Origin of the sequence: Coleofasciculus chthonoplastes PCC 7420, assembly GCF_000155555.1 — a bacterium.
Taxonomy (GTDB): Bacteria; Cyanobacteriota; Cyanobacteriia; order Cyanobacteriales; family Coleofasciculaceae; genus Coleofasciculus; species Coleofasciculus chthonoplastes_A.
In genome coordinates this window covers 1-25,751 of the sequence record NZ_DS989872.1, presented here as the reverse complement: position 1 = coordinate 25,751, position 25,751 = coordinate 1, and the positions used below count along the sequence as shown (strand labels likewise).

At 44.1% G+C, this 25,751-nt stretch carries 24 protein-coding genes and 5 pseudogenes; 10 read left to right on the top strand and 19 right to left on the bottom strand.

The window, feature by feature from the left end:
• The first annotated feature begins 86 nt into the window (after positions 1-86).
• A complete protein-coding gene (locus MC7420_RS30835) occupies positions 87-578 on the top strand; it encodes a CRR6 family NdhI maturation factor (RefSeq protein ID WP_006105681.1) in 492 nt (163 codons plus the stop codon).
• Positions 579-866: 288 nt separating this feature from the next.
• On the opposite strand, the gene MC7420_RS30830 is transcribed toward MC7420_RS30835, so the two are convergent.
• Positions 867-1,829 carry a glycosyltransferase family 9 protein gene (locus MC7420_RS30830; RefSeq protein ID WP_006105639.1) on the bottom strand — a complete coding sequence of 321 codons (963 nt, stop codon included), beginning with the start codon at positions 1,827-1,829 and terminating at the stop codon, positions 867-869.
• Positions 1,830-2,093: 264 nt separating this feature from the next.
• On the opposite strand from MC7420_RS30830, the gene ispD reads away from it, so the two are divergent.
• Together ispD and MC7420_RS30820 are read left to right on the top strand one after the other, a co-directional pair.
• Positions 2,094-2,792, top strand: coding sequence for a 2-C-methyl-D-erythritol 4-phosphate cytidylyltransferase (ispD, locus tag MC7420_RS30825; protein ID WP_006105687.1), 699 nt, complete (start codon positions 2,094-2,096; stop codon positions 2,790-2,792).
• A 147-nt stretch (positions 2,793-2,939) separates the two neighbouring features.
• On the top strand, positions 2,940-3,824 hold the full coding sequence (locus MC7420_RS30820) for a sulfotransferase family protein (protein ID WP_006105652.1): 885 nt from the start codon (positions 2,940-2,942) through the stop codon (positions 3,822-3,824).
• A gap of 260 nt (positions 3,825-4,084) precedes the next feature.
• On the opposite strand, the gene MC7420_RS30815 is transcribed toward MC7420_RS30820, so the two are convergent.
• On the bottom strand, positions 4,085-5,974 hold the full coding sequence (locus MC7420_RS30815) for a sensor histidine kinase (protein WP_006105661.1): 1,890 nt from the start codon (positions 5,972-5,974) through the stop codon (positions 4,085-4,087).
• Between the two features lie 916 nt (positions 5,975-6,890).
• Here MC7420_RS30815 and MC7420_RS37520 point away from each other — a divergent pair.
• Positions 6,891-7,100 (top strand): annotated as a pseudogene (locus MC7420_RS37520) (dTDP-4-dehydrorhamnose 3,5-epimerase); the annotation flags it as partial.
• 16 nt (positions 7,101-7,116) lie between these two features.
• Here MC7420_RS37520 and MC7420_RS30805 read toward each other — a convergent pair.
• From MC7420_RS30805 to MC7420_RS30760, 11 genes are all read right to left on the bottom strand, one after another.
• Positions 7,117-8,490 (bottom strand): cytochrome P450, encoded by a 1,374-nt coding sequence (locus MC7420_RS30805; protein ID WP_006105670.1) that lies wholly within the window; start codon positions 8,488-8,490, stop codon positions 7,117-7,119.
• Between the two features lie 54 nt (positions 8,491-8,544).
• Positions 8,545-9,918: a cytochrome P450 gene (locus MC7420_RS30800; RefSeq protein ID WP_006105605.1), complete on the bottom strand. Its 1,374-nt coding sequence runs from the start codon at positions 9,916-9,918 to the stop codon at positions 8,545-8,547.
• A 207-nt stretch (positions 9,919-10,125) separates the two neighbouring features.
• Complete coding sequence (locus tag MC7420_RS30795; protein ID WP_006105646.1) at positions 10,126-10,929, bottom strand: M48 family metallopeptidase; 804 nt, start codon at positions 10,927-10,929, stop codon at positions 10,126-10,128.
• 64 nt (positions 10,930-10,993) lie between these two features.
• Complete coding sequence (locus tag MC7420_RS30790) at positions 10,994-11,605, bottom strand: REP-associated tyrosine transposase (RefSeq protein WP_006105606.1); 612 nt, start codon at positions 11,603-11,605, stop codon at positions 10,994-10,996.
• 1,120 nt (positions 11,606-12,725) lie between these two features.
• Positions 12,726-13,424, bottom strand: coding sequence for a TIGR00266 family protein (locus tag MC7420_RS30785; protein WP_006105624.1), 699 nt, complete (start codon positions 13,422-13,424; stop codon positions 12,726-12,728).
• Between the two features lie 78 nt (positions 13,425-13,502).
• Positions 13,503-14,180, bottom strand: coding sequence for a TIGR00266 family protein (locus tag MC7420_RS30780; protein ID WP_006105651.1), 678 nt, complete (start codon positions 14,178-14,180; stop codon positions 13,503-13,505).
• Between the two features lie 96 nt (positions 14,181-14,276).
• Positions 14,277-14,939 carry a TIGR00266 family protein gene (locus MC7420_RS30775; RefSeq protein WP_006105678.1) on the bottom strand — a complete coding sequence of 221 codons (663 nt, stop codon included), beginning with the start codon at positions 14,937-14,939 and terminating at the stop codon, positions 14,277-14,279.
• 203 nt (positions 14,940-15,142) lie between these two features.
• Entirely contained in the window at positions 15,143-16,168 is a 1,026-nt protein-coding gene (locus MC7420_RS30770; protein WP_006105644.1) for a serine/threonine protein kinase, read from the bottom strand.
• Between the two features lie 210 nt (positions 16,169-16,378).
• Positions 16,379-16,510: a hypothetical protein gene (locus tag MC7420_RS43610; RefSeq protein WP_269546360.1), complete on the bottom strand. Its 132-nt coding sequence runs from the start codon at positions 16,508-16,510 to the stop codon at positions 16,379-16,381.
• Positions 16,497-17,141, bottom strand: a complete 645-nt coding sequence (locus MC7420_RS30765) for an MAE_28990/MAE_18760 family HEPN-like nuclease (RefSeq protein WP_198016601.1) — start codon at positions 17,139-17,141, stop codon at positions 16,497-16,499. Before MC7420_RS30765 ends, MC7420_RS43610 begins: the two co-directional genes overlap by 14 nt.
• A 3-nt stretch (positions 17,142-17,144) precedes the next feature.
• Positions 17,145-18,059 (bottom strand): DUF262 domain-containing protein, encoded by a 915-nt coding sequence (locus tag MC7420_RS30760; RefSeq protein WP_083799222.1) that lies wholly within the window; start codon positions 18,057-18,059, stop codon positions 17,145-17,147.
• A 263-nt stretch (positions 18,060-18,322) separates the two neighbouring features.
• Here MC7420_RS30760 and MC7420_RS44220 point away from each other — a divergent pair.
• From MC7420_RS44220 to MC7420_RS30740, 4 genes and pseudogenes are all read left to right on the top strand, one after another.
• Positions 18,323-19,521, top strand: a pseudogene (locus MC7420_RS44220) (ISAzo13 family transposase).
• Between the two features lie 356 nt (positions 19,522-19,877).
• Positions 19,878-20,045 (top strand): annotated as a pseudogene (locus MC7420_RS37515) (IS630-like element ISMae25 family transposase); the annotation flags it as partial.
• Positions 20,046-20,428: 383 nt separating this feature from the next.
• Complete coding sequence (locus tag MC7420_RS40770; RefSeq protein ID WP_006105647.1) at positions 20,429-20,587, top strand: hypothetical protein; 159 nt, start codon at positions 20,429-20,431, stop codon at positions 20,585-20,587.
• 68 nt (positions 20,588-20,655) lie between these two features.
• Positions 20,656-21,917 (top strand): annotated as a pseudogene (locus tag MC7420_RS30740) (ISAs1 family transposase).
• Between the two features lie 18 nt (positions 21,918-21,935).
• On the opposite strand, the pseudogene MC7420_RS30735 reads toward MC7420_RS30740, so the two are convergent.
• The 4 genes and pseudogenes from MC7420_RS30735 to MC7420_RS30720 form a co-directional block, all read right to left on the bottom strand.
• A pseudogene (locus MC7420_RS30735) lies at positions 21,936-22,175 on the bottom strand (hypothetical protein); the annotation flags it as partial.
• A gap of 157 nt (positions 22,176-22,332) precedes the next feature.
• Positions 22,333-22,542, bottom strand: coding sequence for a helix-turn-helix transcriptional regulator (locus tag MC7420_RS30730; RefSeq protein WP_006105609.1), 210 nt, complete (start codon positions 22,540-22,542; stop codon positions 22,333-22,335).
• 48 nt (positions 22,543-22,590) lie between these two features.
• Positions 22,591-22,824 carry a helix-turn-helix transcriptional regulator gene (locus MC7420_RS30725; protein ID WP_006105695.1) on the bottom strand — a complete coding sequence of 78 codons (234 nt, stop codon included), beginning with the start codon at positions 22,822-22,824 and terminating at the stop codon, positions 22,591-22,593.
• A 15-nt stretch (positions 22,825-22,839) separates the two neighbouring features.
• Positions 22,840-23,046: a helix-turn-helix transcriptional regulator gene (locus MC7420_RS30720; protein ID WP_006105643.1), complete on the bottom strand. Its 207-nt coding sequence runs from the start codon at positions 23,044-23,046 to the stop codon at positions 22,840-22,842.
• Between the two features lie 159 nt (positions 23,047-23,205).
• Between MC7420_RS30720 and MC7420_RS30715 the strand changes: the two genes are divergently transcribed.
• Positions 23,206-23,406, top strand: coding sequence for a hypothetical protein (locus MC7420_RS30715; protein ID WP_006105637.1), 201 nt, complete (start codon positions 23,206-23,208; stop codon positions 23,404-23,406).
• A gap of 259 nt (positions 23,407-23,665) precedes the next feature.
• On the opposite strand, the gene MC7420_RS30710 is transcribed toward MC7420_RS30715, so the two are convergent.
• Complete coding sequence (locus tag MC7420_RS30710; RefSeq protein ID WP_044210723.1) at positions 23,666-23,887, bottom strand: helix-turn-helix domain-containing protein; 222 nt, start codon at positions 23,885-23,887, stop codon at positions 23,666-23,668.
• Positions 23,888-24,007: 120 nt separating this feature from the next.
• On the opposite strand from MC7420_RS30710, the gene MC7420_RS30705 reads away from it, so the two are divergent.
• Complete coding sequence (locus tag MC7420_RS30705) at positions 24,008-24,439, top strand: hypothetical protein (protein WP_157453401.1); 432 nt, start codon at positions 24,008-24,010, stop codon at positions 24,437-24,439.
• On the opposite strand, the gene MC7420_RS30700 is transcribed toward MC7420_RS30705, so the two are convergent.
• On the bottom strand, positions 24,431-25,660 hold the full coding sequence (locus tag MC7420_RS30700; protein ID WP_044210752.1) for an RNA-guided endonuclease InsQ/TnpB family protein: 1,230 nt from the start codon (positions 25,658-25,660) through the stop codon (positions 24,431-24,433). The two genes, MC7420_RS30705 and MC7420_RS30700, sit on opposite strands and share 9 nt — an antisense overlap.
• Positions 25,661-25,751: the final 91 nt, after the last annotated feature.

Genomic DNA, 25,751 nt, shown 5'->3' with positions numbered 1-25,751 from the left:
ATGAAAGACCGAAGTAATCCAGGCAATGTACAGACGCTGTAACAGTGCGTTTCTACGTCCAAGTGTTGTGGAGCGGATAAAGATTAGTGGCAATCACAATTAAACTCAATTCCCATTCCATCAATGATTTAGACCTATCGCCCGTCCAGACTGTGATTGATAAGTGGTTGACCGAGGGGGCGATCGCAAACTATGAGCAGCAGTTACGCTTTGAGTTTAACTACCCTCGCGAACCCAATGATCCACGGGAATGGTCAGAAATTCCGGAGATCCGTCTGTGGTTTATCCGCTTAGATGTTCAGTATCCGTGGTTACCGTTTTTACTGGATTGGAAAGCTGGGGAACTCGCTCGCTACACGGCGATGCTCGTCCCCCATCAGTTTAATCGGACGGAAGGGATTCAATATAACCCAGAAGCCTTAGAAATTTTCATGATGCAAAAGGTTTTTGTGGTGAATAACTGGTTACAACAAATTGATTTACCCAACCAATCGCGCCTCAAATCCATGGCTCAAATGTTAGGGTATGAACTCGATGATACGTTGTTTCAGCTAATGTTCCCCCCAAAAAGAACTTGAGACATAAAGGGATGAGGACTTACGCACAGACGCTGTATACAGTAGGAACACGACAAGACTCGATCAGCATCTGTACGTCTGTCATAACGTTTGATGCAGGGTGTTTGACTGGCATGCTGGTGGGGAGCATCCCGTTTTGGAAAAAGCATGACCCTAAATGACGGCACTGTAGGGGTTTCAGCCCATTTAAAACAGCTAATGTGCCAAATTGGGATGCTACCTGCTGGTGGGCAATGCCCACCCTACGGTATATCATGGGTTTCGACAATCCAAAACGACTTAATCAGCCTAACCCCGCCAAACTTGTTTTAGTACATCATCAGGCTGAATATCGGCAATCCAACGAGTCGGTGATTGAATACCGATATAGCGTTCTGATGGGGGTAGGAGTTTGTCAGCCTCAGTCGGACCAAACAAGGCAATCGTATACGTTCCCACAGCAACAGCTAGATGCATCGACGCGCTATCTGTACATAACAGTAAATTCGCCCCCGCAATCATTGCCGCTAATTTACCACTATCGGGAGGTGAGGTCATCTGTAAATTAGGACAGACTTGGGTGAGAGCGGCAACTAACTCAGTATCCTCTGAACCATGCAGCATAACCAGAGTTAGGTCAGGCTGTTTTTGGTGGATGTCTTCAATCACTTTTTGCCATTTATGGGCGGGATAAACTTTATCAATGTCCTGTGACTGATCCAGGTGGTTAGAGCCGCCGTCGATCATAATGTAACCGCTTTCCGGGATACCGAGGCGGGCTTGTTCACCTTCTGCCCAATCCAGAGCGGATTTTGGCACACGAATGGCAAGTTCTGGACAGGGGGTATTCATCCCTAACCCGGTGAGCAGGTCATGATACATATACGCGGCATACTGCTCGGTTTTCAGCGGTACAGTATTGGTGAAAAACCACTTCCCCTGATTATTTTCGTAGCCCACACGGATGGGAATACCACTCATCCAGAGCAATAGTCCCACTGACCACCGACGCTCTAGGGCAATTGCCGCATCATATTCGCGATCGCGGATAATCCCCAATAGGTTACCAAAATCCGCTAAACCATTACGGTCTTTATAGTCAAAGGGTAATACTTCATCGACTGAACCGGAAACCCGATAGGCTCCCTTGGCGCGGGGTTCGACAATGACATCGATTTCGGCGTCGGGATAATTGGCTTTTAGGTCATCTAACGTCGGAAAGAGCAGCAGTTGATCGCTGATTCCTCCCGGAACAAGGGCTAATAGTCTCATCTGAATATAATTTAGAGCTTGTATATCAGCTCAATTTTAATGGACTGGTCGTTCCTAATTTCACGAAATTTTCCAGAAATTAGTTTGTCCGGATCACCGTGACAGGGTGAACTCCTACACCCCTGCTCCCATTGCTATTTAGCTGATGGAATTACTGTACGCATGATATTATACCTACTGGTTTACTGGGATGAACCAGTAGTAGCATATTAATTAGATTAGATCGGTCGGGACTAGAGATTTGGCATCATAAGGCGGAAGCTTGTGCATTTATTAATTCCAGCAGCGGGAATGGGACGACGAATGGGGAGCGATCGCAACAAGCTATTGCTCACTTTACTGGGTAAACCCTTGTTGGCATGGACGCTACTGGCGGCGGAAGCGGCGACGGAAGTTACCCAAATTGGCATTATTGGACAGCCTGGGGATCAAACGGATATTCAGGCAATTCTGGCGGATCTCGCCCTGACGAAAGCAGTACAACTGATTCCTGGGGGCGCAACTCGCCAAGAATCCGTGTATAACGGCTTGCAGGCTTTACCCTCAACGGCTGAACGGGTACTGATTCACGATGGTGCGAGATGTTTAGCCACATCCCAATTATTTGATCGCTGTGCAGAACACCTCAGAGATTGTCCGGGTTTGATTGCCGCGATCCCGGTTAAGGATACGATTAAAGTTGTCGATGAGTCGGATATTATCCAAGATACACCCGACAGGCGACGGTTGTGGGCAGCCCAGACGCCCCAAGGATTCGAGGTATCGCTGCTGAAGCAATGTCATGATCAAGGACGAAAATTGAATTGGGACGTTACCGATGATGCGGCATTATTTGAGCGCTGTGGGCTACCTGTACAGATTGTGGCAGGGGAAGAGACCAATCTCAAGGTAACCACACCCATGGATTTAGCGATCGCGGAGTTTATTCTGCGTCAGCGACTTGCAGCCAGTCATCATTCATAAGGATTGTTATTTGTCAAGGTTTAAAGACTATTTACAGAAGTTAATAGTGTGAGAATAATTTCCACAAACCTACTAAATTCAATTGTCGGAGCTGGTTTAACCAATAACCGTTTATCAATTTTATTTTGTCACCAAGGATGAACTGAGATGAAACTTCCCACTTTTCTGATTATCGGTGTTCAAAAAGCAGGGACAACCTCGATTTATAACTATTTGAAACAACATCCACAAATTTACATGAGTCCCGTTAAAGAAACAAACTTTTTAGAAAAGAACTGGGAAGAACTTGAAACTAAACGAAAAGCCAAGATTGACACCTTTGAAAAATATTGTCAACTTTTTGAAGGGGTAACAGATGAAATTGCGATTGGGGAAGCCTCTCCTAATTATCTGTTTCATTATGAATCATCCTCAGAGCGGATCAAGCGTTATGTTCCTAATGCCAAGTTGATAGCCGTCTTACGAAATCCAGTTGACCGAGCCTATTCGGATTACTTAATGCATATCCGAGATGCCATTGACAAAGGAAGGCGAAACAGCTTGTCTGACCAAATAAAATACCGGGCTGATAAATCTTTTATTTTGCTCAAGGGATTCTATTGTCAGCATTTGCAGCATTTTTATAAAGAATTTGACCGAGAGCAACTCCAAGTTTATTTGTATGATGACTTGTCTAAAGACCCGGTTCAATTCATGAGAACCATGTATCAGTTTGTTGGCGTCGATGATACCTTTTCGCCGGATGTCTCCAAAAAAGCTCAAGTTGCTCAAGTTCCCAAAAATACGGCAGTGAATCAGATGTTACGCCAAGAAAATCCATTGAGAACGATAGTCAGGGCTGGACTCCGAGTAATTTTACCCCTGGAAATGAGGCAAACGATTCGTTCTCGCCTGATTCAAATGAACTCTCAAGATAAGAAAGCGGCTCCACTTTCGCCAGAGGAGCGCCAACAACTGATCGAACTCTATCGAGAGGATATTCTCAAGTTACAAGATTTAATTCAACGAGACCTTTCGTCTTGGTTAAAGTAGTCATTGGTCATTGGTCATACTCGCGCTCAACGAGCAAGCAAGCTACGTCTTATGGTCGGGGCGGGTTTTGCAGCCAAGCTAGGGATAACAATCAATATTAGTCCCTAAACCCGCCCCTACAGATGCTTCTGTCATCACCTCTGGAAGATGACTCCCCCAGCTTCCAGACGTGCCATGGCACGTCTCTACATTGCTTCCAGACGTGCCATGGCACGTCTCTACATTGCTCTCCCCCCAACACTTATTCAGCAACCCCTCGATTAAGCAGATAGTGCCATCTCTTGTTCAGTTTGAATCGGTAGCGTAATTGCAAATTCGGTTCCTTTCTCAGGTTCAGAGGTAACTTCAATTTTACCCTGGTGTTTTTTCACAATCTGGTAACAAATGGCTAATCCCATCCCTGTGCCTTTACCCACAGCCTTAGTGGTGAAAAAGGGATCGAATATCCGGTCTTTAATTTCCCCTGGAATCGCTGCACCGTTGTTCCAAACTGACACGCGAATCCAACGATTATCGATGGTTTCACTACGAATGACGATTGTCGGTATAGCTTTACCCTGAACCTCTTCTAAGGCGTCAATGGCATTGCTGATAATGTTGATAAACGCCTGATTGAGTTGAGCCGGATAACAATCAATTCGCGGTAATTGACTGTATTTTTTAACCAGGTTAATGTTTGGCTGAATGCGATGACCCACAAGCAAGAGAGTATTCTCTAATCCTTCATGGATATCTGCCCGTTTCAACTGCGCTTCATCCAGACGACAGAAGTTCCGCAATGATAAGACAACTTCCTGGATTCGTTCAGCCCCACTTTTTAAGGACGACAGCATTTTGGGCATATCGGCGATGAGGAAATCTAAATCCATCGCTTCGCTTTGTTCTTGAATTGCGGCGTTAGGCTGAGGATATTCTTGCCGATACAGTTCTAGCAAGATCAGTAAGTCGTTAATCGATCGCTTAGCATAATCTAGATTACCGTAAATAAAGTTAATTGGATTATTAATTTCATGGGCAATCCCCGCTACCATCTGTCCTAAACTGGACATTTTTTCCCGTTGAATCAGTTGGGCTTGGGTTTGTTGGAGTTCTCGCAGCGCTTGCGTCAATTCTTGCGTTCGTTCATCGACGCGCTGTTCTAAGGTTTGACGCGCTTGTGTCAATTCTTGGGTTGAGTCGTCTACCCACTGAACAAGCTGATTGAGAGATGTGGCTAATGAACCGACTTCATCGTTGGTGGTGACGGGAGTGCGAATCTCCAGATTGGATTCTTTGACGATCGCACTAGCAACGTGAGTTACTGTTTCGATAGGATGCGCGATCGCACGGCTGGTAATCGTGGCTAAAAGTACCGCGATACCTACCGATAGCAGTAAACTACTGACGATGATTCGCAGGCGTAAGGCTTCTGCTTGTGCTAGTTGTTGATGTACCTGAGACTGTTGCGCTTCAGCGTTAGTTTTGGCATCCTCTACATGGTGGGATAGATGATTGAATTGAGCCATCACTTGGCTGGTAGAAGGGTGATGCAGTGCTTTTAAGAGTTCTTGTTGTATCGCAGTAACCTCCTCTGGCTTCAGGTTCTCCGATTCACTGATTTGCCAGAGTGATTCCATCACTTGATTGTAGGCGTCTATATTCGCTTCATACTCCTGAAGCAGATGATGTAATTCAGCCGTGTTAATGTCCAAGTCATCGGGATACTCTTGGATGAACGTATCTAACTCAGAGAGTAGGCGTTTCATCCGATCCACATCGGCTAAATACTGATTCTTTTGGGCGTCAATCTGGTTAGAGTTCACCGAGGCTGTAAGTAATTCTTGCGGATGCGATCGCACAGCCAAGGTGACATTTTCCAAGTTGCTGAGGAGATGGTGCTGCTGATCGGCAACTCGTTCTTGTTGTTGGGCTTGTTCTTGGTAATAATTACCGAGAATTAATCCTCCGGTTGTTCCCAGAATGGATAAGCCGATCGCCAAGGCGTAGCCGTAACTAATTTTCTGAGATATGCTGAGGTTGCGAATCCCTTCTTTGATCCAGGTGAAAGGGAAAATCTCGGATAAATTCTTATTCAAGTTTAATGGGTTTTGCTGACCCATTAAGGTATTTTGGGGGGAGACTGGGGGATAGCGGGAATTGGAAAAAAGCATAAGATAAGCCAAAAAGTGAGATAGATCGTAAGGTTTCCAGGGGAAGTGATGCATGATTTGCGAGAAACGATTGCATTAGCTAATCGGTATCATTGTTGACAAAAATACTTGAAGCTTGCGACAATTAGTAGATAGAAATTTAATTTTGCCTGTTTCATCGAGATACATTACCTTTTTACACGCTCTATCTATTAATTGTAGGAATAAAATGATAAAGTTTTTAACAAGTTTTCATTTAGAATTGACTAAACAAATAAAGTTCTAGTAAAGATTGAAGGGAAAAAGCAGGAAAAAAGAATTCCGTTCAAGGGCTATCAATGAATGAAGTTGGCTGACCGTATGGATTAGAGGGACAATGACAGCGTGGCAGAGTCCTACCCAACTTATAAAGTAATGTGAAGATATTTAATAAAAGTCATCAATGGGTTAAAAAATATTAAAAACGTCCGGATCAGATTGGAAATAAGCCCAGATATTTGTTCATTCAAGACTGTAGGGTGGGCAATGTCCACCTTGCCACTATCAATAGAGTTTGCATCCTCAAATTGCGTAAGTTCTATTTTTTTGATGTGCAAGGAAGGAAGCACATTAGTTTTGTGATTTGGATCATCCCAATTCGCCAAAATGATCGTTGTTTCCCCCTCATCCCCTAACCCCTTCTCCCACCGGGGGAGAAGGGGAACAAATGTTTACTGTTCTCCTCTTGCTCCCCTCTCCCAAGCTTGGGAGAGGGGCTGGGGGTGAGGGCTATAGCGTCACCTACAGATGGTGGTGCAACGGTAAAGCCAGCTTGTGCGATCGCGTAAGACCCAAACGCCATATATCATGATTTGGCATATTTTGTCAATTTAGTCACAAAAATTAACATAGTCACCCTCTACATTAGAAATAGAGATAAAAAAGAGGGATAGTGATCATGGGCTTAATCAACAACATCGAAGTTCGTCCCTTGGAATCAGTTAAAGGCGGAACAGTCGATTTTTACACCCCCCAATCGAGTCACGAAACCATGCTGGTGCAGATTCCACCTGCTACCGTGGAAGATCTATTTGTTCACCGATTTCAAACTGATCAACTTTTAGTTGTGCGGGGAAGTTTTGTGCTTGTAGTGCTAAGAAATCGCCAGTTGGCACTAAATTATATTAAACCATCGCAGGTGTTTTCTGACTCCGAAACTGCGTAACTTTCATCCGCATTGTTGACGGAGGAGCAACAGTTAAACCTCGACGAGTTGGCTTAATCGGACGCTGATCTGCCAAGGTTAGTTCACAGCGCGATATAATCTTTGCTAACACCAATTTCATTTCAAATAGAGCAAGTGCTGACCCAATACAGCGACGAGTTCCTCCACCAAAGGGTAAATACTCGTACTGAGAATATTGCCGTTCCAAAAAACGTTCCGGTTTAAACCGTTTCGGTTCTGGATAAATATCTTCCCGTTGATGAGTCAAATAAATCGAAGGGAGGAGTGTTGTCCCTGGAGCAAAGGTTTGACCCATAATTTCGATGGGAGATTTAACAATTCGGGGAAAAGGATTTAAAACTATCGGGTAAATCCGTAGAGTTTCCTGGCACACGGCTGTAAGATAAGGCAGACGAGCAATGGTGCTGGAGTCAGCATCAGCAGGTAAAGTTGCCAGTTCACTTAATAGTTTTTCCCGAACGTCTGGGAGATAATCAATCCAGTACAATGCCCAAGCTAATGCTGAAGCCGTTGTTTCATGACCTGCAAATAATAGCGACAGCAACTCATCCCGTAATTCCTCATCACTCATGGATTGACCTGCTTCATCTCGCGCACTCAACAGTAAACTGAGGATATCTTCACCACCCTGATCGGCTGTTTCCCGACGTTCTCGAATCTCTGTATACAAAAGCTGGTCAATTTGCCGTCGTTGACGAATAAAACATCCCCAGGGACTCCACGCTCCTAAATCCCATTGTAGTGACGGAAAAAATAGGAATAGGGCAGTCCAAGGAGAGGAAATAGAATCAAGCATCGAACTGAAAAGTTGCCGGAGTTTCTGATAACGTTCTCCCTGATGTAAACCAAAAACTGCACTGAGAATTACTCGTAGGGTAATTTCTTGGGTAGCCGAACGGACATAAAAAGGTTTACCAATTTGCCACTGACTGATGACTTGTTCAGTAATGGTATTAATTATCTCACTATAAGTACGCATGCGATCGCCGTGAAAGGGAGGCATAAGTAAGCGACGCTGACGCTGATGGCGACCACCATCTAGTAAAAATAGTGAGTTTTCGCCCACTATGGGCAGTAATATTCCATTCCCACTCGCCGATTCTAAATGGGTTGAATCAGCCGTGAAAATTTGTTGAATTGCCTGGGGATGGGTGAAATACACAACAGGGGGTGATGCATTTTTCCAGATGAAAAAGGTATCACCATAGCGTTGGGTGTACTCCTCCAGAACATCGAAGGGGCGGAAAATCCAACGAATTGTCCGTAGTGTTTGGATTATCAGAGATCCGCCAGGACCATCCAGTTGTGTCATCGTCGCTTTCTCCGGGTTGTATTAGTTGAATGATAGTCGGTTTTATCCCAGGATCTAAACCATCGCTGGGGCTTTCTGTTGCCGACGCTGCTTGGGAACCATTCGCAGGTTACCAGGAGGCGCAATTGTTAAACCGCGACGCATCGGCTTCACCGGACGATTATCAGTTAATGCCAGTTCAAACTGTGACAAAATAGTCGCCAGCACCAGCTTCATTTCCAACAATGCCAACGCTGAACCAATACAGCGACGGTTCCCGCCACCAAAGGGTAAATATTCGTAAGGGGAATATTGCCGTTCTAGAAAACGTTCCGGTTTAAATTGCTTGGGTTGGGGATAGATATCGTCCCGATGATGAACTAAATAAATAGAAGGCATCAACGCTGTACCTGCTTCAAACTGATATCCCATGATTTCTATGGGTGATTTGGGAATCCGAATGAAGGTACTCGGAGCAATGGGATAAATTCTCAGGGTTTCTTGACAGACGGCTGTCAGATAGGGAAGCCGAGAAATTGCCATCGGATCGCCCTCTGCATCCAAGGTTTCTAATTCCTCAAGCAGCTTCTGACGCACGTCTGGTAGATAATGAATCCAATACAATGCCCAAACCAATGCAGACGCCGTAGTTTCATGACCAGCGATTAAAAGTGTCATTAACTGATCATGTAATTCCTCATCCGTCATCGGATCACCTGCTTCATCTCGCGCCGATAGGAGTAATGTTAGAATATCGGTTCGTGACTCATCCCCTTGCTCGCGACGTTCGCGAATTTCATCAAAAATCAACTGTTTGATTTGCTGCTTTAACTGCAAAAAACGCCCCCATGGACTCCACGCACCCCAATCCTGTCGCAGCCAAGGGAAAAAGAGCAGAGTGGAACTAAGAGGAGAGTCAAAGGCTGCCAAGAGGGTACTCAACAGGTGTCTCAGTTGGGTGTAACGTTCTCCCTGATTCAAGCCAAATACGGCTTGTAATATCACCCGCAGGGTAATCTCTTGGGTATAGGTACGGATGAGCAACGGTTGACCCACTGTCCATTCTGCTGTTACCGTTTCCGTAATATCACAAATAAGCTGACCATACTCTCGCAAGCGATCGCCATGAAAGGGAGGCATCAGCAGACGGCGTTGGCGCTGATGGGGTTCACCATCTAACATCAGCAGTGAGTTATCCCCGACTAAATAGCGTAACACCCCATTTCCTCGACCCGATTCAAATAACTCTGGATCAGCCGTAAAGATTTCTTTAATCGCCTGGGGATTGCTGACATAGACAAAGGGAGGAGCGTTATCCCCGCCAATTTTGATCATATCTCCATACCGTTGAGCATAATTCTCTAGGTAGTCCAAGGGGCGAAAAATCAGCTTGATGATCCGGAAAATTCTCAGAAATCGGGGTGTGCGCGGACCGGTTAGTGGTTTCATAGAGTCTTGCTGTTAGCGGCTACTCTTTTTATCTTGCCTAATTTTTCCCGATACGTTGCTCTAAGATTATCAGACGAGCCGTGGGTTTAAACCCACGGCTAAAAGCTCAAGTCAGCTAAAGCTGACTGGATAAGACATAATATTAGTCCATTTTAATGGACTTAAGCTTTTAGCCAAGAACTTGAGTTCTTGGCAGATGCTTATTGTTCATTTTAACGTTTTTGGTAAAGGCGATCGCGTCCCGATTTCATACCCTTGCTTTTTAATCAAACGTTCCAACTCTTCCACCCGTTTTTTGGGTGCGGGATGGGTTGACAGGAAGGCAAAATTTGCTCCGGGTTTCTCACTCATTCGTTCAAAAAAGTCCGTAGCCCCGGCGACATGACCATAAGTGTCATATAATAACATTAAGCCAAAGGCATCCGCTTCCTGTTCCTGAGACTGAGAATACTGCGATCGCGCGATTGCCTCCACCGCCCCCGAAGCCGCTGATTGTAAGGCTCCTGCATCTCCGAGGAAATAGGCTAAGGCTACCCTTACCACCAAAACTCGTCCCAAACCCCGAAGGTGATCCCGGTGAGCAAAATGACCCAATTCATGGGCTAAAACCATCATCAATTCATTCTCAGACTCCGCCTGTTCCAGTAAACCCTGATAAATAACAATAGCATCTCCCGGTAACGCGATCGCATTCACCGTAGACTCTGGCAAATACAGCACCTGATAATCCCGCCCTTTTTGCTGTTCGGCGGGAAGTTTCTGTTCCAAACGATCTAATAATTGGTTCAAAGTATCTTGAGTTGGGGACGGTTTAGCTTGTTTCTCATAAACTGGCACAATTACCGCCCCCAATTTTTGTTCCACACTCAGCGGAATCATCCCAATTAAACCATTCACCAGCAGATTCAACAGCCAGAGAACAGCCACAATAAAACCGATAAATAGCCCCAATAAAATTAGGAGTTGGCGATTACTCGGCGGTGGATTCCGATTCGTTGGAGCATTAGACATAGAAAATTCGTTCGTAGTAAGCGCTTTAGCGCTCCGTTCCGTAGTAAGCGCTTTAGCGCTCTAATTAATAACCATCTTGCTCAAAATCATCCCAATCCTTACCGTAGTCACGCACTGGATATTCAATCCACGCATCTCTCAACCACTGGCGTCCGAAATTTGCCAGATACCAATGAACGCTACTTCCACACCAATCATAAGGAGAGTGGCTCCAGCCATGTTTAACTGGATTGTAATGGATATAGTTTAAAGTAGCAAAATAATGTCGTTCTGAGCGAATAGCGCGATCGCTATAACGATACCAAACCTTACGACGGGTGACATTATCATCCCGATTCCATTGATAAGATGTACGACCATGTACTAAGCGAAACAGGCGACTCAACTCATCAAAATTAGTCAGATGTACCAAGAGATGATAGTGATTTGGCAGAACCACCCAGGCGCGGATTTCCATACCAGCAGTTACGAACACATCAAATAGCAAATTGAGTAACTCTTGGCGGCGACATTCATCCTTAACATGGCACTTGTGTTCATAACAAGCTGCTGTTAAGAGATAAAATTCCTTGTCAGTCACAACATGGGGCGGCGCGTGAGGTGGATAACCACGAGATAAACGTTGCTGAACTAATTCAGCTCGTTGTGTGGGAGTTAGTCGGCGATATTCATACATAATATTCTGACTCGTATGTATGTATGTAGTCGGCACTTTAGTGCCTCAAAGCGCTAAAGCGCTTACTACATACTATTTTTGTACCTATGTATGTATGTAGTCGGCACTTTAGTGCCTCAAAGCGCTAAAGCGCTCACTACAAGCTATTTGTACCTATGTACGTATGTAGTCGGCACTTTAGTGCCTCAAAGCGCTAAAGCGCTTACTACAAGCTATTTGTACCTATGTAATGTATGTAGTCGGCACTTTAGTGCCTCAAAGCGCTGAAGCGCTTACTACATACTATTTGTACCTATGTATGTACGTAGTCGGCACTTTAGTGCCTCAAAGCGCTAAAGCGCTCACTACATACTATTTGTACCTATGTACGTATGTAGTCGGCACTTTAGTGCCTCAAAGCGCTGAAGCGCTTACTACATACTATTTTTGTACCTATGTATGTACGTAGTCGGCACTTTAGTGCCTCAAAGCGCTGAAGCGCTTACTACATACTATTTGTACCTATGTATGTACGTAGTCGGCACTTTAGTGCCTCAAAGCGCTGAAGCGCTTACTACATACTATTTTTGTACCTATGTATGTACGTAGTCGGCACTTTAGTGCCTCAAAGCGCTAAAGCGCTCACTACAAGCTATTTGTACCTATGTAATGTATGTAGTCGGCACTTTAGTGCCTCAAAGCGCTGAAGCGCTTACTACATACTATTTGTACCTATGTATGTACGTAGTCGGCACTTTAGTGCCTCAAAGCGCTAAAGCGCTCACTACAAGCTATTTTTACCTATGTAATGTATGTAGTCGGCACTTTAGTGCCTCAAAGCGCTGAAGCGCTTACTACATACTATTTTTGTACCTATGTATGTATGTAGTCGGCACTTTAGTGCCTCAAAGCGCTAAAGCGCTTACTACATACTATTTGTACCTATGTATGTACGTAGTCGGCACTTTAGTGCCTCAAAGCGCTTTAGCGCTTACTACAAGCTATTTGTACCTATGTACGTATGTAGTCGGCACTTTAGTGCCTCAAAGCGCTAAAGCGCTTACTACATACTATTTTTGTACCTATGTATGTACGTAGTCGGCACTTTAGTGCCTAGAAGCGCTAAAGCGCTTACTACTAACTAATTATTACTCTTCGTCGGGCGGAAGGGATTTAAGAAATTAATCAAACTATACAGTTCTCTTGACTGCACCCATAACCGCCCTTCTCCATTAAACCGACAAACCAATCCTTCACCCCCCAAAATCCCTGTTCTTAATCCACGAAACGATAAACCGCCCAGCATTTCTACGTTATAATTCAACGTATCTTCAAATGCCACAATATAACTGGTATCCACCACATAATCCCCAGCTACAGGAATTTCCACAATCGCCCCATAAGAACTAAACCAAATATCCCCGACTCCCGTTGCCCGAATTAAAAATAAGGACTCACCACTAAAGAAGCCTTTAAACCCCTGAAACTTGGTATCTATTTCTACCGTGGGACTGGCGGCGACAAATCCAGAGGATTGAATCATTAAGGCATTCTCTTGCAAGTAATAATGACAAATATCTCCCGGTACTCCAGGGGAAACATACAACTCTCCTGATTTTCCTTCAGCGGTAAACTCACTAATAAAAAAGGACTCACCACTCACCATTCGCCCAAGTCCTTTCATCAAGCCACCCTTAGCCCTGGACTTCATTTTAATACAAGTATCCATTGCCGCCATAGCACCGGATTCAACTAAAACCGTTTCATTGGTTTTCAAGTTAATCACCAAAGAAGCATAAGATGGTGAATGCTCTATTTTATAAGAAATTCGCTGACTCATGATGATTTATCCTTTATTTAGTTTTCCCACCATTTACGTCCACTTGCTATGAAGGGACGAAACTCAACCTAAACCCACTCATTGTGGCGGTAGTTTAGAACCAACCTGAGAACCAAAAGCACCAGGATTGTGAGTTTGGCAATAGACGTTTCCTTGTCCTTTAAATCGACAAACCAGTCCTTCTCCACCCAAAAAGGCACTCAGCCAACTCGATCCGGCTTTGGTAATATCAAAATTCAGACTTTTTTCAAAGGCGACAATATGACCTGTATCGACAACATATTCCCCATTGACAGGTACTTTATAAATTCCGCCAAATGAGGTTAACAAAACAACCCCATAGCCGCTAAGACTCAACCAAAAAATCGATTCACCTGAAAACAGAGATTTAAACCCTTGAAAGCCGAGATCAATATCAACCCCTGACTCGCTAGCCAAATACGATGTCGCCTGAACGACTAACTCTTTACCCTTCATCTCATAGACGAGAAGATCACCCATGAGTTTGGGTGCGAGAAAGACTTCTCCCCCTGCAATTGGTGAACGGAACACACTTAAAAATAGCGATTCCCCCGCCACCATGCGTTTGAGTCCGCCCAAAATACCGCCACCCTTCCCCTTGCGTAATGTGGTACTGGCATTAATGGAACCATTCATGGCAATCATACAGCCAGCTTGCGCCACTAACTCTTCATTAGCCTCCAGAACAACACGCGCGATCGCACTATCGGGTTGATGCAACAGTTCAATATTCATTATTCGTCATTTGTTTATGTCATTTGTCATTCGTAAAGCCTTGATACTTGTTTGCAAAACTTAGTACCGTGCTGTTTTCTTTTGTTCGACTACTGATTAACGCAATTTTGGTTGTAAATAGCTGACTAAACCACTAATACTGCGAGACTGGAGATAAATTTCTCCTGTCCCCGTAAGTCGATTAATGAAGCCTTCACCAGAAGTCATTGAACCCAATAAACCCCCGGCTAAACCAACATTCATCTTAATTGTTGGTTCATAGGCGACTAAATGACCCGTATCGACAACAAAGTCACCATTAACCCGCTTTTTCGTCAATCCACCATAGGCACCAAAGAATACCTTACCCTGACCCTTAACTTGAAGTTTGAACAATCCTTCTCCAGAAAACCAACTCTTCAAACCCGCCCACCGCACCCCCAGTTTGACGCCAGAGGTATGGCAAATATAAGCACCGGGTTGAAAGCAAAGGGAATTTCCGCGCAAATCCACACCAACAATGTCGCCAATGGTGGACTGAGTAAGAACTAAAGTTAAGGGTTGTTGCGTTTGATTATGAAATGTATTAACAAATAATGATTCTCCGCCAAAGAACTTTTTGAGTAAGCCTGGGATAAAGCCACCCGAAAACTCCGTCTTCACGGTGAGTTTACCATCCATACTCGTCATCGCACCTGCTTCTGCCGTGATTCTGTCACCGGGATTGAGTGTCAGGAAAATAGCGGCAAAGGCGGGCTTGTAGCGAATTTCATACTCCACTGCCAAATCTCCTACAACGTAGAGATATTATTTAGTTTGACAGGTATGGTACCAATGTCCAGTTTTCTTAAAAAAAATAAACCCTGGTTAAAAAAATATAATCAGACAGAGGGCAGAAGATGCCACAGAAAAAGTACCCAAGGGAGAAGGGGGGTTACTTAAGCGAACTTGGTATCCTCCCTGACGAAGACGGAGGGTGTCCGTTAACCGTTTGACCAAAAGGTGATTGGGGAAACGCTACTGACAGGCGTATAAATTAACGAGACTGGCGTTTGCACGGGTGTGGGTTCTTGAGGGATGGCTGTCGGTTTGAACAAGAACCAAGCCGCAATTAAACCTAACACACCAACGACGGCGATGATTGCGCCGATTAAAATCATGGGTGACTTCTGGCGTTTTGATCCAGGAATTTGACGCTGTAATCCCAGTAAATCCAGCCATTCCTGTATGGTTTGGGGGCGTTCATCAACCTGTAACGCCATCCCAATCAGAATCACTTCATTCGTGCGATCGCTAATTTGTTCGTTAATCTGTTTTGGTGGAATTAATCGCGCTTTCGACATACAGCGATCCATTGCCTTGGGCGGAATTTCTCCCGTGACTAAAAAGTATAGCGTTGCCGCTAATGAATAAACATCCGTATAAGCTCCTAGGGGAGTGTCCACATTATAAAGCTCTAAGGCATCAAATCCATCGGCTGTATGAGTATCAACCGTTGTTGATGCATCATTACATTCTCGCGCTAAGCCAAAATCAATTAACACGGCTTCTTGTTTATCGGTGCGTAATCGAATATTACTGGGTTTGACATCTCGATGAATTAACCCCGCCTCGTGAATCACTTTCAAGGCTTCGCCAATTTGTTGGATATAAAGCAGCGCTTCTGATTCTGGTAAACCCTTTTGGGCGTGGCTGGCTAAATCGACACCATCCAGATACTCCATGACAATGCCAACCTGATGTCCTTCAACCAATGGTTCTTTAACTTGCACCAGATGAGGATGTCGGCATTTTACCAGCTTTACCGCTTCGCACAAAAACGTTTCCTGAATCTGATCGACTTCCGGTTGGCTGAAGTCGTGGATTAGCTGATCACTCAGGGTTTTGACCACCCATTGATGTTTTTTGCGATCGCTCGCCAGATAGGTAACGCTAAATTGTCCGCGTTTTAATTCTTTTTCCAGAATATAATTGTTGCCATGCAACTTCTGTCCAGAAGACCAAGTCATTGCTCAAAGTTAATGATACATATCATCGATTTTGGCATAGTCTGAAGAGAATGTGCTATCCGCTAAATTTTACAATAACTGAGGTTATCGACGGGCGGCGATATGACTCATTAATTTATTAATCGGAGAATAATCACCCTATTTGGGTTTGAGATGGGTAGCGCGATCGCCCTTTTCCAAATCGTCCTAGTTTGACAGACTCACCCTCGCTTATTTAACCACATATAAACGTAATTTTTTTCGGGCTTCGACATCAAATTTTAATCCCAATTCCATGCCACGGCTTGTCTGTACTGACTCCTGATCAGCATCATCAACCTGAATACCTTTAATCGTTGCCAATTGACAGTAGGCTTCGCCCATCAGAAAAACACTTGTTCCAACTGATAAAGTTCTTGATTTTTCTATACTTTTCCACCCAAGTCCAAGCGTTTCCAATACCAGCATCAGCAAACATTTTTTCTAATGCTTCTCTGCGTAGGTTCTGCTCATGCAATAGAAAGGCATCTGGCAGTAGTTCATACTTTGTTCCAGTACCACTAGCTCCATAAAATAATCCTCTAATAACTTCTTCAATAGAAAGATGTCCAAATCGATTTTTTGTTAGATCCAACAGTAACCGAGCTACACCTATTCGATATGTATTACAAATTCTCTCTTCCAAATCTGCATAAACTGGAAATAAATCTGGAAGAACTTGTATCCATTCTCGAATTAAGTTTTCAAGAAAACGTTCATAAATAGCGTATAACCGTGTTACTACAGCGCAATGATCGTAAATTCGCCAATCCCTTGGTTCTGGAGCATCCTGTGTTAGTTGGGCAATGATAGAGTCTACTTCCGTTCCCCATTCCTGTGTGATTATACTCTTATCTCCAAAAGCAGCTCTTATAAGTTTTTCGTTAACTTGGATAATAGAACGGACAGTAGAAATATTTCTCTGTACTGTCTTCAGAAGCTCCTGAAACATCATGACTTATTCGTTGATGACTTGAGCCAGCATATCATCGAACAGCCTCAGTCGTTTCTGAATATCCGCTTTCGTTTTTCCTCCACCTGTTAAAAGTCTATCTTTATCTTCTTGAAAGAGTTGTTTTGTTGCTTCAATCACTTTTTCTTTTCGAGCAATTAAAACATCTTCACTATCTAAATGATTGCTCAACCCTACCATGACCGCCTCGTAATAAGTTTTATAAGGCTTATTCTTAAAGGTAATATTTTGGAGTTCAAATGGTTTAGGATTAAATAAATTTTTTCCGTATATTTGGTGTGCAAGAGAAATAGTCTTTAAGAATATATTCCTTAAAATAGCAATATCTTTGTCGTAAAAACCTAGGCTTTTAATCATATATTTATCAAGAAAGTTTTGCAAATTTTCTTTGATTTTATGATAATGCCTTAGAGAAAAAAAGCGAAGAACTAATTCCACATCTTCCATTGTTGTGTATAAACGATTTCTCCAAATTGCTTCATTATCGTCAATAGGTATTCCCCAAGCTTTTCTCAATATATGATTTTGAGAAATTTCAAATAATAATTGATTAAATTTTCCGTAATATAAACAACTCCGTACCTCTTGACGGGTTAGAGCAACTCCTCGAGTATTAAGGCGTTCAAAGGCAATCTGTTTTAATAGAAGTGCTTCTTCCGGGTCAGAGGCGGACTCCGTGATCAGCACTATAGATGAAAGGGAGCGACGAGCAAGTGCAGCTTTGATGTTTAGGGGAAGTTGATTATAAGTGTACCCCTCAAGTTCAGACCAAATTTCCAAATCCGTTAATTCGAGTTTATTTTCGTAAAAATCTTGAATTGCCGTGATTCTCTGTTCACCATCAATAAGTTCATAGGAGTTATATTCCCTTTCGTATAGGATAATAGGTGGAACTGGAATGTTAACAGGGTAAGCTCATCTAATTTGGTATAAATTGTACTTGACAAAAGCCAAAGTCATTTGAGATTCAGAAAGGTTTGTGATCGCGCCCCTAACGGGGTAAGCCAAAACGGTGATCAGGCGGTGATTATGGAGGAAGACGAAGGGGTTTGCGATCGCGCCCCTAAGGGACTTGCGGAAAAATAGAATACCAGTCATTGTAGAGGAGAGGAGGCTTCTCAAAGCAATGCTGTTGAACACTATCATGCTCAAAGAGAACCGGGATGATACTAGCTCAAACTGTACTAGCTACGTTTAAAGATGCCAGTGAGAAACTGACAGGTCACCGTAAACGAGATTTTATCGCGTCTGTCACCGAAGATTATTTTGATGGGTCAGCCCGCAAAGCGGAAACCGCTATGGGCTGGAATCGCCATAGCGTACAACTGGGATTGAATGAACGGCGAACCGGACTTATCTGTGTAGATAACTATCAAGCAAGAGGGCGACACAAAACGGAACAAGTGCTGCCTAACTTAGAAGCGGATATCCACTCCCTGGTAGATAGAGAAGCCCAAGCCGACCCAAAATTTCAATCGACCTTTCTATATACGCGCATCAGTGCCAAAGCAGTCCGAGAGGCATTAGTAAACGAAGTTGGTTACTCTGAGAGCGACTTGCCCTCTAGGCAGACAATAGGTGAAATTCTCAACCGCTTGGGGTATCGCCTAAAAAAACCCAAAAAACAAAACCTTTAAAAAAAACGCCTCAAACCGATGCCATTTTCGATAATGTATTTAAACAGAATCAGGCATCAGATGAAAATCCCAAATCGTTGCGAGTATCTATTGATACCAAAGCCAAGGTCAAAATTGGCAATCTGTCCAGAGGTGGTAAGGCACGGACTTTGAAGCCGAAAAAGGCGGATGACCACGATACCCAGTGGCAAGGTATCTTAATCCCCTTTGGTATTCTCAACACCCACAGCGAACAATTATCGATTTATATGGGTCACTCTGTTGAAACTAGTGACTTTATCGTCGATTGTTTAACTGCTTGGTGGAAACAAAATCAACCCGATTATCCGGAGATTTCTGAATGGGTGATTGATCTTGATGGCGGTGTAGCAACTCGCAGTGACCGCACCCAATTTATCAAACGAATGGTTGAACTTTCCCAAGAGATTGATGTAAAAATTCGCCTGATTTACTATCCTCCCTACCACAGCAAGTACAATCCGATAGAACGCTGTTGGGCCGTCCTAGAAAACTATTGGAATGGTGCCATTTTAGACTCAGTAGAAGCTGCCATACAATGGGCTGCCAATATGACTTGGAAGGGAATTGCTCCAATTGTCCATCACATCGAAACCATCTATGAAAAAGGCATCAAAGTCCTGCCCACAGAGTTAGAAGATTACTATCCCTTCTGGCAGCGTTCTGAAACATTGCCTAAATGGGATATCACAATTGTCCCTAGTTAACTCTCTCCTTACAAGGAGAGGGAAAAACTAAAATAAGTTTGCGTATGATATACGCAAATATAGGACTAATATAATATAATATATTATATTGACCTTTGGTCAAACCTATGCATTAACCTGAAGTTCCCCCAGCCAAAAAATCTTGCACTGCCTCACTGTGATGTAGCGAGGGTTTTCACCGATAAGATTGTTTATTGGAAGAATAGCGCGATAGGTTCCTTCTTCAGCAGGCATCGCCAACGCGCTATTCTTGCCAGTGCTACTTATGTACGATTTTTGAGGGGCTTGAGCGTTAAAACTATTACAGTATAAGGCTTGACGCTGGGTGCAGTACATCTGTATGGGGGAACTTCAGATTCATGTTCTTTGACCCCAATCGAGGCGGGCGACGAGTAAGTTGTCGGGATAGTCGCACCAGCGAGGACTGGGCAGAGGAGGTGAAACATCTATTAGATGTTGACTATCCTCATGCTCCTAACATCCGACTATTGTGTGACAACCTCAATAACATGAAGTTGCGATCGCGTCCAGTAGAAAGGTGTTCTCAAATTCTTGTTGGCGGGTGGTTGTGGACTCATCCAGATATTTGGAGAGCGATCGCGTCCAGTATAGGGGTGTTCTCATTATTAAATCCGTTTTCCCCGATACTAATGCACCATTTTAGCTGGGTCACGCCAGTAGGGTGAGCTGCTCAAGGATTGCTGCCGCGATGCACTAGACTATACCTGAATGGCATCGCCAGAATGTAGTTAGTACGGTTTGAGCTAGTATCATCCCAGTTCTCTTTGAGCATGATAGTGTTCAACAGCATTGCTTTGAGAAGCCTCCTCTCCTCTACAATGACTGGTATTCTATTTTTCCGCAAGTCCCTAACGGGGTAAGCCAAAACGGTGATCAGGCGGTGATTATGGAGGAAGATGAAGGGGTTTGCGATCGCGCCCCTGACGGGGTGAACCAAAAACTTGGTTGGGCGGTCATGGTGGAGCAAGAGGAAGAGGTTTGCGATCGCGCCCTTGATATAGGTCAACCTGACTTGGACAAGCAAACCGATAAAAAATGTACTTGACATAGCTAGCTTGCATAAGTGAGATTACAGCAATGCGCTTACCCTTGAAACTCCAGGAATGAAGCTTTATGTCTGAAGGATTTGAAACTCAATCGGATCAAGCCAAGAAAAGTAATCGTCATCAGCCAAAGCCAGAAGAAGCCGTCTCAATTGAAGTTATTCAACAGAGTTTAGTCAAGAATTTTTCGCTCCATAAGAGATCCAAGAGTAGAGCGAACAAAGAAACATCAACTCACCGATATTTTAGTGATTGCGATTCTTGCCGTCATCGCCGGAGCGCAAGGGTGGGAAGATATTGAGAATTACGGCATCAGTAAGCAACAGTGGTTAGAAGAATTTTTAGCACTACCAAACGGAATCCCGTCCGATGACACTTTCCGACGGGTATTTGAGTTCATCAACCCAGAAGAATTGAATCGTTGCTTTCTCAAATGGGTAGAAACTCTGGTGACCAAGATGGGAGGAGAGATAATTCCCATAGACGGAAAAACAATTCGGGGTTCTTACGACCGAAATCAAAGAAAATCAGCACTACATATGATTAGTGCCTGGGCAAGTGAACAAAACTTGGTATTAGCACAGATGAAAGTGGAAGATAAATAAACACGAAATTACAGCTATTCCTGCCTTATTAGAATTACTAGATATCACCGATGCTATTATCACCATTGATGCGATGGGGACTCAAACCGAAATTGCTCAAAAGATTATCGAAAAGAAAGCGGATTATGTCCTGGCACTCAAGGCAAATCATCCGACTCTCTACCACCAGGTTAAAACATGGTTTGAACAGGCTTCGGCACAGAATTTTAAAGGCATTGATGTCAGTTATGATCAACGTATTGAAAAAGGACATTATCGCACGGAAATCCGTCAAGTCTGGTCGGTTCCGGCTTCGGCTATTGGCGAACTTTACCAACCCCGACTTTGGGTAGGAATTCAAAGTGTTGTTATGGTTATCCGGGTTCGCCGTCTTTGGAATCACACTACTCGTGATGTTCAGTTTTATCTGACTTCTTTACACAGTGACGCCCTACTTTTAGGTCGAGCTATCCGCAAACATTGGGGTATTGAAAACCAGGCTCATTGGACTCTGGATTGTACTTTCGCAGAAGATGCTTGTCGGATTCGCTCCTTCCACAGTCCCCGGAATTTTTCTCTCCTCCGACGCATTGCTCTCAATGCGCTCAATCGTGAACAAACTTACCAACGTAGTCTCCGACAAAAAATGAAACGGACTGCTATGGATAACGATTATATGATTCGAGTTCTTTCCTCGTGTTTCATTGACTCTACCTTAAATTACTCTGACTCCTTATGTCAAGCCTAATTTAGATGCTCTTACCCTGGGAATGTTAAGCATAAATGACTCAATTAAGCGCGATTGCATTTTTTCATCCCAACGCTTTCGCCGATGGAAAAACGGTCTAATCTCTATATATCCCGGTTTCTTGAGCGCATTGACAAAACTGGGCAGCTTCTCACGATTCATTTCAGTGAGTATTCTTCTTTCTCGTTTCTCATACTTGGCATTAATCTCATCATCAGACATTTTCTTGGGATCTTTCGCTGGGGGAGTTTCCCACATTGTTTTTCGGCTGGCGCAAGTGGCATTAGCGATATACTCCAAAATGGCGTTTATTATCAATTATAGAGATACTGAAGACTAGGGGGCAGCAACGTAAGCGTGCCGAGCCGCCATCGTGTGTTAGCGGAGCGTAACGCACCGCCTATTCATGTATTTACTAAATATGCCACTCGGCTAACTCTTCCAAGGTGAGGTTTAGCAAATCACACAATATTTTCATTTGTGCAGGATATAGCTTGGGAATGTGCCTGCCAGCTTCCCAGTTTTTCACCGTCGTTATCGTTACATCTAATTTATGAGCCAGTTGCCGTTGGGTCAAATTTAACGATTCTCGTCGTTGTTTCAGCTTTTCTCCCAAATTAGCCATTTTTAAGCGATCGCGTCTTGCCTTTACCTACATTCCTTTCCCAATCAGTCACTCACGTTTGCTGTCTGACTCTTGGGCTTCATTAAAACTAGGAAGTTCGTCTAAAGGACATTGCAAGATGCTACATAAAGCCTGTGTCTGACGAATCGTGAGTCGAGGTTCAAATCTGCCAGCTTCCCAATTACTCACAGTTTGATCCGTGACGCCTACCGCATCCGCTACCTGTTTCTGAGTTAGCCCTAACCGTTTTCTTAGCTTCATCAGCTTATGACCTGAACTCATTGCCTCCTGATTGCCTTAACTATACTCTGCCAACTCGTCTAAGGTTAAATCGAGCAAATCACACAATGCTTTCGTCTGGATGGGGTATAGCTTTGGAATATGTCTGCCAGCTTCCCAATTTTTCACAGTAGTTACCGTCACACCTAATTGATCAGCGACTTGCTGCTGCGTCAGATGCAGTGATTCACGTTGGCGTTTAAGCTTTTCCCCCACACTCGTCATTACTGTTTTATTCCAGAATCCTCATGGTTAAATTGACTTAACCAGAATTTGCCCGTAATATAAAGGCAGAACTTCAGATGGTCAGAAAGCCAGTGCCTCCGGGCGACCAACCTCTTAGCACTGGCTCTGGCTCCAATTTCAGATGGAGACACATTTATTATGCCTTACAAACAACGCCTTTATCCTTGGGTGCTGGTTCGCCTGCTACCCAAAATGCAAGGAGTCACTGTAGCACAGTATCGTAGCCGTTCCGATGCGGATGGTCATCTGTGCATACTCCGCCGTCTGATGCCGAATGCCCAATTTGTGGTGATGTTTAATCCGGGCTTACCACCAGAGTATCAACAGAACTCACGCTAAACTGTTCAGCATTTAAACCTTAATGCCAACAAGGGCAAAAGCCGTGTAGTGCGAGCATCTTGCTCGCTACTAATACCCAATGAAATGCATGACAGCTTAGCACGTCCGTGGAAAGGGCGCACGTCTGTGCGCCCCTACGGTTTCTGGGTGTGAAGCTCATCAATAAAATATTCCTCAAATCCTTACGTAAAGGTAACTTGCTTCTTTTCGGAAGCGAGTATAACAAATGACAAATGACAAATGACGAATGACAAATGACCTACTCCTTCACAATCTCAAACAAATCCTCTATCAATACATCAAATGTCCGTGCTAACTTCAGCAACGCCCCAATATCCACCATCGTCATTCCTGGCGATCGCGCGTAGGTTTTGATGGTACTATAGGGTACTCCAGACCGTTCAGCGACATCCAGCAACGTCCAGTTCTCCCTGGCAGCTAGTTCCCTAATCCGCAACCGAACTCGTTCGCCTCTTGACATAAAGTTTAAATTTCGTCTACATTAAGCAAATTAAAAGCGATCGCACCTAAGTTTACGAAGCCAGATAGCGATCGCTATGTCCTATCAAAATACAACCCCATGATTTGGGGCGCATCTCCTATGTTATCAACACTTCAGCTAAAATCAAGAGCCACTCATCCGTTACAGCGATTTGTTACTCCAGAAGCCATTGCGCTTCTGCTCAATCTCCATCCTGATGAGATTTATCGCATTGACTGCTGGCGATATGTGATTCATGTTGTTGGCAAGGGAGTCAGCACGTTTATCAGTTACGCCGATATCCCGCCAATTGTAGGCGTAGACTCGCCCACGCTGAAAGATACCCTCTGTTGGCGCAGGCGCTGGCGCAAGAATCGGTACAAAGCACCGGACTTTTGGGCGAAATTTTATCAGCAGAAGTTTCAGCAATCCCTTTCTCTGTCAGAACTGTATCAATGGGGAGAATTAGTGAACCGGATTCAATTTGGACTATCTGGCGCAACCCTAGAGTGGCTGCGAAGCATTTATTTGACACTCCCCGCACTAAAGTGACGGGGATTCTTTCGTCTCAGGGATTCCAATGAATTTACCCTCAGAAAGCATCTTGACCGTGTGTCCCACGGCTGCAAGTCCACGAATGCAGACTACTTGAGCGGCGGCAACGTCTCTATCAGTTGTGTAGCCGCAATGACCACATGAATGAATGCGCTGAGATAGCAGCTTTTTACCCGTTTCTGTTAGACAGTTAGGGCATATCTGACTCGTTTTCTTGGCATCAGTTTTGAGGAAAAACACACCACGCTTAAAGCAGCACTGCTCTAGTATCTGGAGGAACTGCCCCCACCCAGCATCCAGGCAGTGTTTACCTAACATTCCTTTGGCTAACGCTTTTAGGTTAAGTGATTCAGCGAATATCATACCCGCCCAATCACAAAGATTATGCGCTAACTCCCAGTGGTAATTTTTCCTGATGTTGGCTATCCGTTCGTGTAATCGGCTTACTTTGGCTTGTGCCTTTTTCCGGTTGTTACTCCCTAAGCGCTTCCTACTTACTTTTTGTTGCAGCAATTTAAGCTTGCGTTCAAGTTTCCGGAAGGGCTTGGGATTAGGGAATAATCTACCGTTAGAAACCGCGACAAAATGACTGATACCTACATCTATGCCTATGGCTTCACCGTGGGGCATTGGCTGAGGCACATCTAGATCCCACTGAGCGAAGTCGAAGTGTAGGGTTAACATGACGTACCAGCCTGATGCACGTTTAACTACACGGGCTTGTTTGATGATTGCTCCCTCTGGTATTGGGCGCGATTGGTTGAATTTAACCAACCCAATCATGGGTAGTTTAACCGCGTTCTCTTGGATTGGTTCAACTCCTAACTGAGGAAACACAAATGACCGCATTGTCCCAACTTTTTTGAACCGTGGGAACCCGTGTCCACCTTCCCACATACTGACAAACGCTTTCTCTAGCCGCTTAAGTGTTTGTTGGAGTACCTGTGAGTGTACCCGCTTTAGGTTGGAACTTGTTTTCCGGTATGCGGTTAAGGCGACTGCTTGCCGATTATAGGTGGGTCTAGGGGTATCAGCCGAAATGATGTATTCAGACCGGAGCGAACAGGCGTTAATCTGACAACTACGAGACTTAAACCAATCTTTACGCTCACCTAATGCGTAGTTATACACACGACGGTTTTGCTCTAACCAATCCTCAAAGATGGCTACCTGATTTTTTGTGGGCTTAAGCTTAAATTCGTAGGTCAGATTAAACACATTAATCACCTCCTTACCCTATTGTACGCTATTAGTTAATTATCGTCCGGACGTTTGTCAAGACTCGCAGCTAAAGCGGCTATGCTGGACG

Coding starts and splice junctions, on each gene's coding strand:
- MC7420_RS30770 (WP_006105644.1), bottom strand. CDS start 16,168: ATGACTTGGTCTTCTGGACAGAAGTTGCATGGCAACAATTATATTCTG.
- MC7420_RS30790 (WP_006105606.1), bottom strand. CDS start 11,605: ATGTATGAATATCGCCGACTAACTCCCACACAACGAGCTGAATTAGTT.
- MC7420_RS30780 (WP_006105651.1), bottom strand. CDS start 14,180: ATGAATATTGAACTGTTGCATCAACCCGATAGTGCGATCGCGCGTGTT.
- MC7420_RS30815 (WP_006105661.1), bottom strand. CDS start 5,974: ATGCTTTTTTCCAATTCCCGCTATCCCCCAGTCTCCCCCCAAAATACC.
- MC7420_RS30765 (WP_198016601.1), bottom strand. CDS start 17,141: ATGATGTTTCAGGAGCTTCTGAAGACAGTACAGAGAAATATTTCTACT.
- MC7420_RS30805 (WP_006105670.1), bottom strand. CDS start 8,490: ATGACACAACTGGATGGTCCTGGCGGATCTCTGATAATCCAAACACTA.
- MC7420_RS30830 (WP_006105639.1), bottom strand. CDS start 1,829: ATGAGACTATTAGCCCTTGTTCCGGGAGGAATCAGCGATCAACTGCTG.
- MC7420_RS30705 (WP_157453401.1), top strand. CDS start 24,008: ATGTTATCAACACTTCAGCTAAAATCAAGAGCCACTCATCCGTTACAG.
- MC7420_RS30820 (WP_006105652.1), top strand. CDS start 2,940: ATGAAACTTCCCACTTTTCTGATTATCGGTGTTCAAAAAGCAGGGACA.
- MC7420_RS30795 (WP_006105646.1), bottom strand. CDS start 10,929: ATGTCTAATGCTCCAACGAATCGGAATCCACCGCCGAGTAATCGCCAA.
- MC7420_RS40770 (WP_006105647.1), top strand. CDS start 20,429: ATGGAGGAAGATGAAGGGGTTTGCGATCGCGCCCCTGACGGGGTGAAC.
- MC7420_RS30800 (WP_006105605.1), bottom strand. CDS start 9,918: ATGAAACCACTAACCGGTCCGCGCACACCCCGATTTCTGAGAATTTTC.
- MC7420_RS30785 (WP_006105624.1), bottom strand. CDS start 13,424: ATGAGTCAGCGAATTTCTTATAAAATAGAGCATTCACCATCTTATGCT.
- MC7420_RS30710 (WP_044210723.1), bottom strand. CDS start 23,887: ATGTCAAGAGGCGAACGAGTTCGGTTGCGGATTAGGGAACTAGCTGCC.
- MC7420_RS30720 (WP_006105643.1), bottom strand. CDS start 23,046: ATGACGAGTGTGGGGGAAAAGCTTAAACGCCAACGTGAATCACTGCAT.
- MC7420_RS30730 (WP_006105609.1), bottom strand. CDS start 22,542: ATGGCTAATTTGGGAGAAAAGCTGAAACAACGACGAGAATCGTTAAAT.
- MC7420_RS30715 (WP_006105637.1), top strand. CDS start 23,206: ATGCCTTACAAACAACGCCTTTATCCTTGGGTGCTGGTTCGCCTGCTA.
- MC7420_RS30725 (WP_006105695.1), bottom strand. CDS start 22,824: ATGAGTTCAGGTCATAAGCTGATGAAGCTAAGAAAACGGTTAGGGCTA.